This is a genomic window from Sphaerisporangium sp. NPDC049002, assembly GCF_040649355.1.
In the GTDB taxonomy this organism is placed as follows: domain Bacteria; phylum Actinomycetota; class Actinomycetes; order Streptosporangiales; family Streptosporangiaceae; genus Sphaerisporangium.
The window spans coordinates 1-4,382 of sequence record NZ_JBEZFH010000352.1; the positions used below are offsets into that span (position 1 = coordinate 1).

Genomic DNA, 4,382 nt, shown 5'->3' on the forward strand with positions numbered 1-4,382 from the left:
GTCGTTCTTCTTCATACGTTCAGGTCGGGCTCGCCCGCACGGCCGGCGAGGTTCAGTCGAGCAGGCGGGAGCGGAGCGCGGCGGTGTCCTCCGCCGTCCAGCCGTGCTCGTCGAGCCAGCCGAGCGGCCCCGCGTGCCGGTCGTCCAGCGCCCCGAGGAGGTTCTCCATGTACTCCCGGCGCGGCAGGTGGTTCTCGGCGGGCTGCTTGTCGAGGTCGTCACGGTAGGTGTCGCTGCTCCGCAGCCGGGCGAGCACCTGCTCCAGGCGGTCGCCCGTCGCGATGTAGTCGGCCACGATCGCCTCGCGTTCGACCCCTGCCACCGAGAGCGCCAGGGCGCACACCACCCCGGTGCGGTCCTTGCCCGCAGCGCAGTGGACGATCGTCGCGCCGTCGCCGTGGGCCAGGACCCGCAGCGCGGCGAGGACCGAGTCGGGGCGGTCGCGGAGGTAGTTGTAGTAGAAGCCGAGGACCCTGACCTCGGCGGGGTCGTTCTCGCGCCTGCCCTGCCAGGGCAGCACCTTGTCAGCGTCGATGCGCGTGCCGGCGGTGTCCCCGGTGTCGGCCTCGACGTCGGTGTACCGGCCGCCCTCGGCGAAGAGGGTCAGGTGATGGATCGCGACCTCGGCCACCCGGGTCAGCGGGCCGGGTCCTTCGAGGGAGACCTCGGCGTTGGAGCGAAGGTCGACCACGTCGCGCAGTTTGATCTCGCCGACGAGCCTTTCGATGTCGGCGTCGGTCAGGCCTTGGAGGTTGTCGGAGCGCAGTACCCGCCCGAATGTCGTCGTCTCGCCGTCGACCGTGGGAAGACCGCCGAGGTCTCGCACGTTCACGGCGCCGTCAAGAGCTATCCACCTCGTTAGTTCATTCATCACTTGCAACCCTATCTGCGCTATATGTCCATGCGAAGAAGGCGGTAAGGGCACAGTGGCAAAAGAACATGTCCGTTACGTGGCGTCTGCCACGGTGACGCCGGCCCGTGCGTGATGTAAGGATCGAGCCCGCATGGGCTCCGGCCGCCTTCCCCCAAGATCATGTGGACCCACGGACCCCCGTCCCGAAGCTCGTCCTCGACCCGGCGCTGCCGGCCGGCGTCGCGCGGATCCTCCGCGACAGCCCCGGAGCGCTCCGCGCCGTAGTCCGCCGGGGGGTATACGCCACGAAACGCCCGCGCAATCTGGCGCCCCCAGGGCCTTCATCTGTTCGTAATTGAGCTAGCCGAAAGCGCATAATTCGGCCAGACCGCTCAAAATAAAGCCTTTCACCAGCAATTGCGCTTAGGCGAAGATCTCCCCTTTAATCTCCTCTGGACAAAGATCCCGGTACGAGCTCCCCGCCCGCGACACGTTGGTCAGCTCCGCGCCGCCCACGACACGTCGGAAAGGAGAGGGTGATCCCGTCATGACCGCGCTCATCGAGGTCCGTGACGCGAGCGTCCGCTACCTTTCCACCGGGCAGGACGCCCTCGGCCCGATCTCCCTCACCGTGAACCCCGGGGACCTCACGCTGGTGAGCGGGCCCTCGGGATGCGGCAAGAGCACGCTGCTCCGCCTGGTCAACGGGCTGGTCCCGCACGCCTACCGCGCCGAGGTGACCGGTGAGGTCCTGGTGGGCGGGCTACCGGTCGCGGGCCGGACGATCCGCGACATCTCCACGGTCGTCGGCACGATGCTGCAGGACCCGCGCAAGCAGATCGTCGGGACCACCGTGGCGGCCGAGCTCGCCTTCGGCCCGGAGAACCTCGGCCTGCCGCGTGAGGAGATCCGGCGGCGCACGGCCGAGGTGGCCGACCGCGTCGGGATCACCCACCTGCTGGACCGCGCCACCGCCGGGCTCAGCGGCGGGGAGCTGCAGATGGTGGCCTTCGCCGGGGTGCTGGTGATGCGCCCGAAGGTCGTGGTCGTGGACGAGCCGCTGGCCAACCTGGACCCGGCGGCGAGCCTGCGCCTCATGCGGGAGGTCCGCAGGTTCGTCGACGGCGGAGGCGCCGCCGTCGTCGTCGAGCACCGGGTCGAGGAGATCCTTGAGTTCGAGCCGGCCGAGGTGCTCTACCTGGAGGAGGGCACGACCCGCTACCAGGGGCCGGTCGAGGGGTTCCTCGGGGTCGCGCCGGTCGGGCACGTCAAGCTGCCGTTCTCCACCCTGATGGACCGCGCCGCCGAGCTGCCCGCCGTCACGGGGCCGCCCCGCCACGCGGCCGGCACCGGCGTCCCGAGGCTGGAGTACCGGGACGTCACCCTCGGGTACGGCGAGCGGACCGTGCTCACGGGCGCCGACCTCACCCTCGGCCCGTCCGAGCGGGTGGCGGTACTCGGGCCGAACGGGGCGGGCAAGTCCACGCTGCTGCGCGCCGCCGTCCTGCTGGTCGCCGCCTCGCGGGGCGAGGTCCTCGTGGACGGCTCCCCCGTCGCCGACCGGTCGATCAAGAGCCTGGCGACCACCTTCGGGTACGTCTTCCAGAACCCCGGGCAGGCGCTCTTCAGCGCCACCGTCGGCCAGGAGCTGGCGTTCGGCCCCCGCAACCTCGGCCGGAGCCCGGCGGAGATCGCCGAGGAGTCGGAGAAGGTCCTGCGGGCCGTACTCCTCGACGGCGAGAAGGACATCATGGACCGGCCGCCGCGCACCCTGTCGTACGGCCAGCAGCGCCGCCTCACCGTGGCGCTCGCCCTCGCCATGCGACCCCGCACGCTGATCCTCGACGAGCCCACCGCCGGGCAGGACCTCCACACGACGACCGAGTTCATCGGGCACGCCCTGGCCGCGGAAACCGTGGAGAGCGTCTACTTCATCACCCACGACGTCGACCTCGCCCTCACCTACGCCGACCGCGTCGTCGTCGTGGACGAGGGCCGCGTGGTCGCCGACGCCTCGCCCGCCGAGCTGGCCCGCGCCGAGGGCGTGTGGTCGCGCGCGGGGCTCCGGGCCACCAGCCTGGTGCGGGCGGTACGCGAGCACCTGCCCGACGCGGGCCCGATCCCCCACCCGTTCGATCTCGCCAGGAGCCTTTCGCACCACGCACGTTCCAACCCATCCCCCCAGGAAGGAACCACCCCCTGATGAGCACAGACGCAACCACCCCGCGAGAGCCCCTCTTAGCCATCTCGTCGCGCACGGTCGTGTTCGGCGCGGTCGGCGCGGCGCTCTACGCCGTCCTCGGCCTGTTCAGCTTCCTCATCCCCGGCACCCAGAGCGTCACCGTCCGTCCCGCCTTCGCGCTGGTTCCGTTCTTCGGCAAGCGCTTCGGCGTGATCGCGGGATTCTTCGTCGGCTTCGTCGGCAACGCCATCATCGACCTGATCTCCGGCTACGGCCTGCAGTACTGGAACTGGAGTGTCGCCAACGGCCTCGTCGGCGCCGTCGCCGGGCTCATCTTCGCCTACCTGCCGCCGATCGCCGGCGAGGGCCTGCGCCTGGTGGTGACCGCTCTCGGAGCCCTGGTCGCCACCGCCGTCGGCCTGCTCTTCGTGATCACGGACATCTGGGTGCAGGGAATCGGCTTCAACACCTTCTTCACCGTCAACTACATCCCCGCGCTCATCGCCGACGGCATCGCCGTCGTCATCCTGACCCCCGCCCTGGACGCCATCTGGGAGCCGCTGTCCAAGCGGACCGGACGGTAACCGGGTGGACGTCACGCCGCGCTACCTGGGCGCGGGTTCGTTCCTGAGCCGTCGCGATCCGCGCGTGCTCCTGCTCGTGCCCGTGCTCTACCTCGTGGCCGTGGCGGGGGTCGACGACCTCCGGCCCGTACTGCTGTGCACCGCGGTCGCCCTGGTGTACTACCGCGCCGCGGGGATCCCGTGGCGCGGGGTGCGGGCCAACTGGGCGTTCATGCTGACCTTCACCACGGCGCTGGTCGTGGCGAACAGCGTCCTGACCTCGGCGGACACCCGTTCCGGCGGGAGCGCCGAGGTCCTTTTCACCGTCCCGGTCACCCACACCGCCGTCACCTGGGCGACCCTGTCGTACGCGGCCGCCCTGCTGGTGCGCTACGTCTCCCTGGCCATGGTCGGGTTCCCCGTGGCGTTCAACATCGCGCCCTCCGACCTCGGGGTGGCGTTCGCGCGGCTCGGGCTGTCCCAGCGGCTCGCCTACGGCGTCGACCTGACCTTCCGGTTCCTGCCCTCCACGTGGGCGAGCCTCCAGGAGACCGTGGACGCGCAACGGCTCAGGGGGTACGAGCACAGCCGCACCCGCAACCCGGTGAAGAGGCTGATCGCGCTGAAGCCGGTCGTCGTTCCCGTGACGGTGAACGCGCTGATCGACGCGGAGGACACCGTGAACGCCCCTGAGCTTCTCCAGCGGGTTCGAGGGTTTCGTGGACACGCTCACGTTCTCGGTCATCGCCAAGGTGGTGCCGCTGGCGTTCGCCTCGGTGGTGCT

The 4,382-nt window shown here is 70.4% G+C and carries 4 protein-coding genes; 3 read left to right on the forward strand and 1 reads right to left on the reverse strand.

What is annotated here, in order from left to right; all coding sequences use genetic code 11:
- Positions 1–52: 52 nt before the first annotated feature.
- Positions 53–871 (reverse strand): tyrosine-protein phosphatase, encoded by an 819-nt coding sequence (locus tag AB0B89_RS35135; protein ID WP_358561712.1) that lies wholly within the window; start codon positions 869–871, stop codon positions 53–55.
- Positions 872–1,400: 529 nt separating this feature from the next.
- On the opposite strand from AB0B89_RS35135, the gene AB0B89_RS35140 reads away from it, so the two are divergent.
- The 3 genes from AB0B89_RS35140 to AB0B89_RS35150 all read left to right on the forward strand — a co-directional run.
- On the forward strand, positions 1,401–3,056 hold the full coding sequence (locus AB0B89_RS35140) for an ABC transporter ATP-binding protein (protein ID WP_358561715.1): 1,656 nt from the start codon (positions 1,401–1,403) through the stop codon (positions 3,054–3,056).
- Positions 3,056–3,619 (forward strand): ECF transporter S component, encoded by a 564-nt coding sequence (locus tag AB0B89_RS35145; RefSeq protein WP_358561718.1) that lies wholly within the window; start codon positions 3,056–3,058, stop codon positions 3,617–3,619. The genes AB0B89_RS35140 and AB0B89_RS35145 overlap by 1 nt, the downstream gene beginning before the upstream one ends.
- A 4-nt stretch (positions 3,620–3,623) precedes the next feature.
- A partial coding sequence (locus AB0B89_RS35150) for an energy-coupling factor transporter transmembrane component T (protein WP_358561721.1) occupies positions 3,624–4,382 on the forward strand: 759 nt, incomplete at its 3' end.

What these genes read in the sequence shown, in the direction of transcription:
- AB0B89_RS35140 (WP_358561715.1), top strand. Translation starts at nt 1,401, where the DNA reads ATGACCGCGCTCATCGAGGTCCGTGACGCGAGCGTCCGCTACCTTTCC.
- AB0B89_RS35135 (WP_358561712.1), bottom strand. Translation starts at nt 871, where the DNA reads ATGAATGAACTAACGAGGTGGATAGCTCTTGACGGCGCCGTGAACGTG.
- AB0B89_RS35145 (WP_358561718.1), top strand. Translation starts at nt 3,056, where the DNA reads ATGAGCACAGACGCAACCACCCCGCGAGAGCCCCTCTTAGCCATCTCG.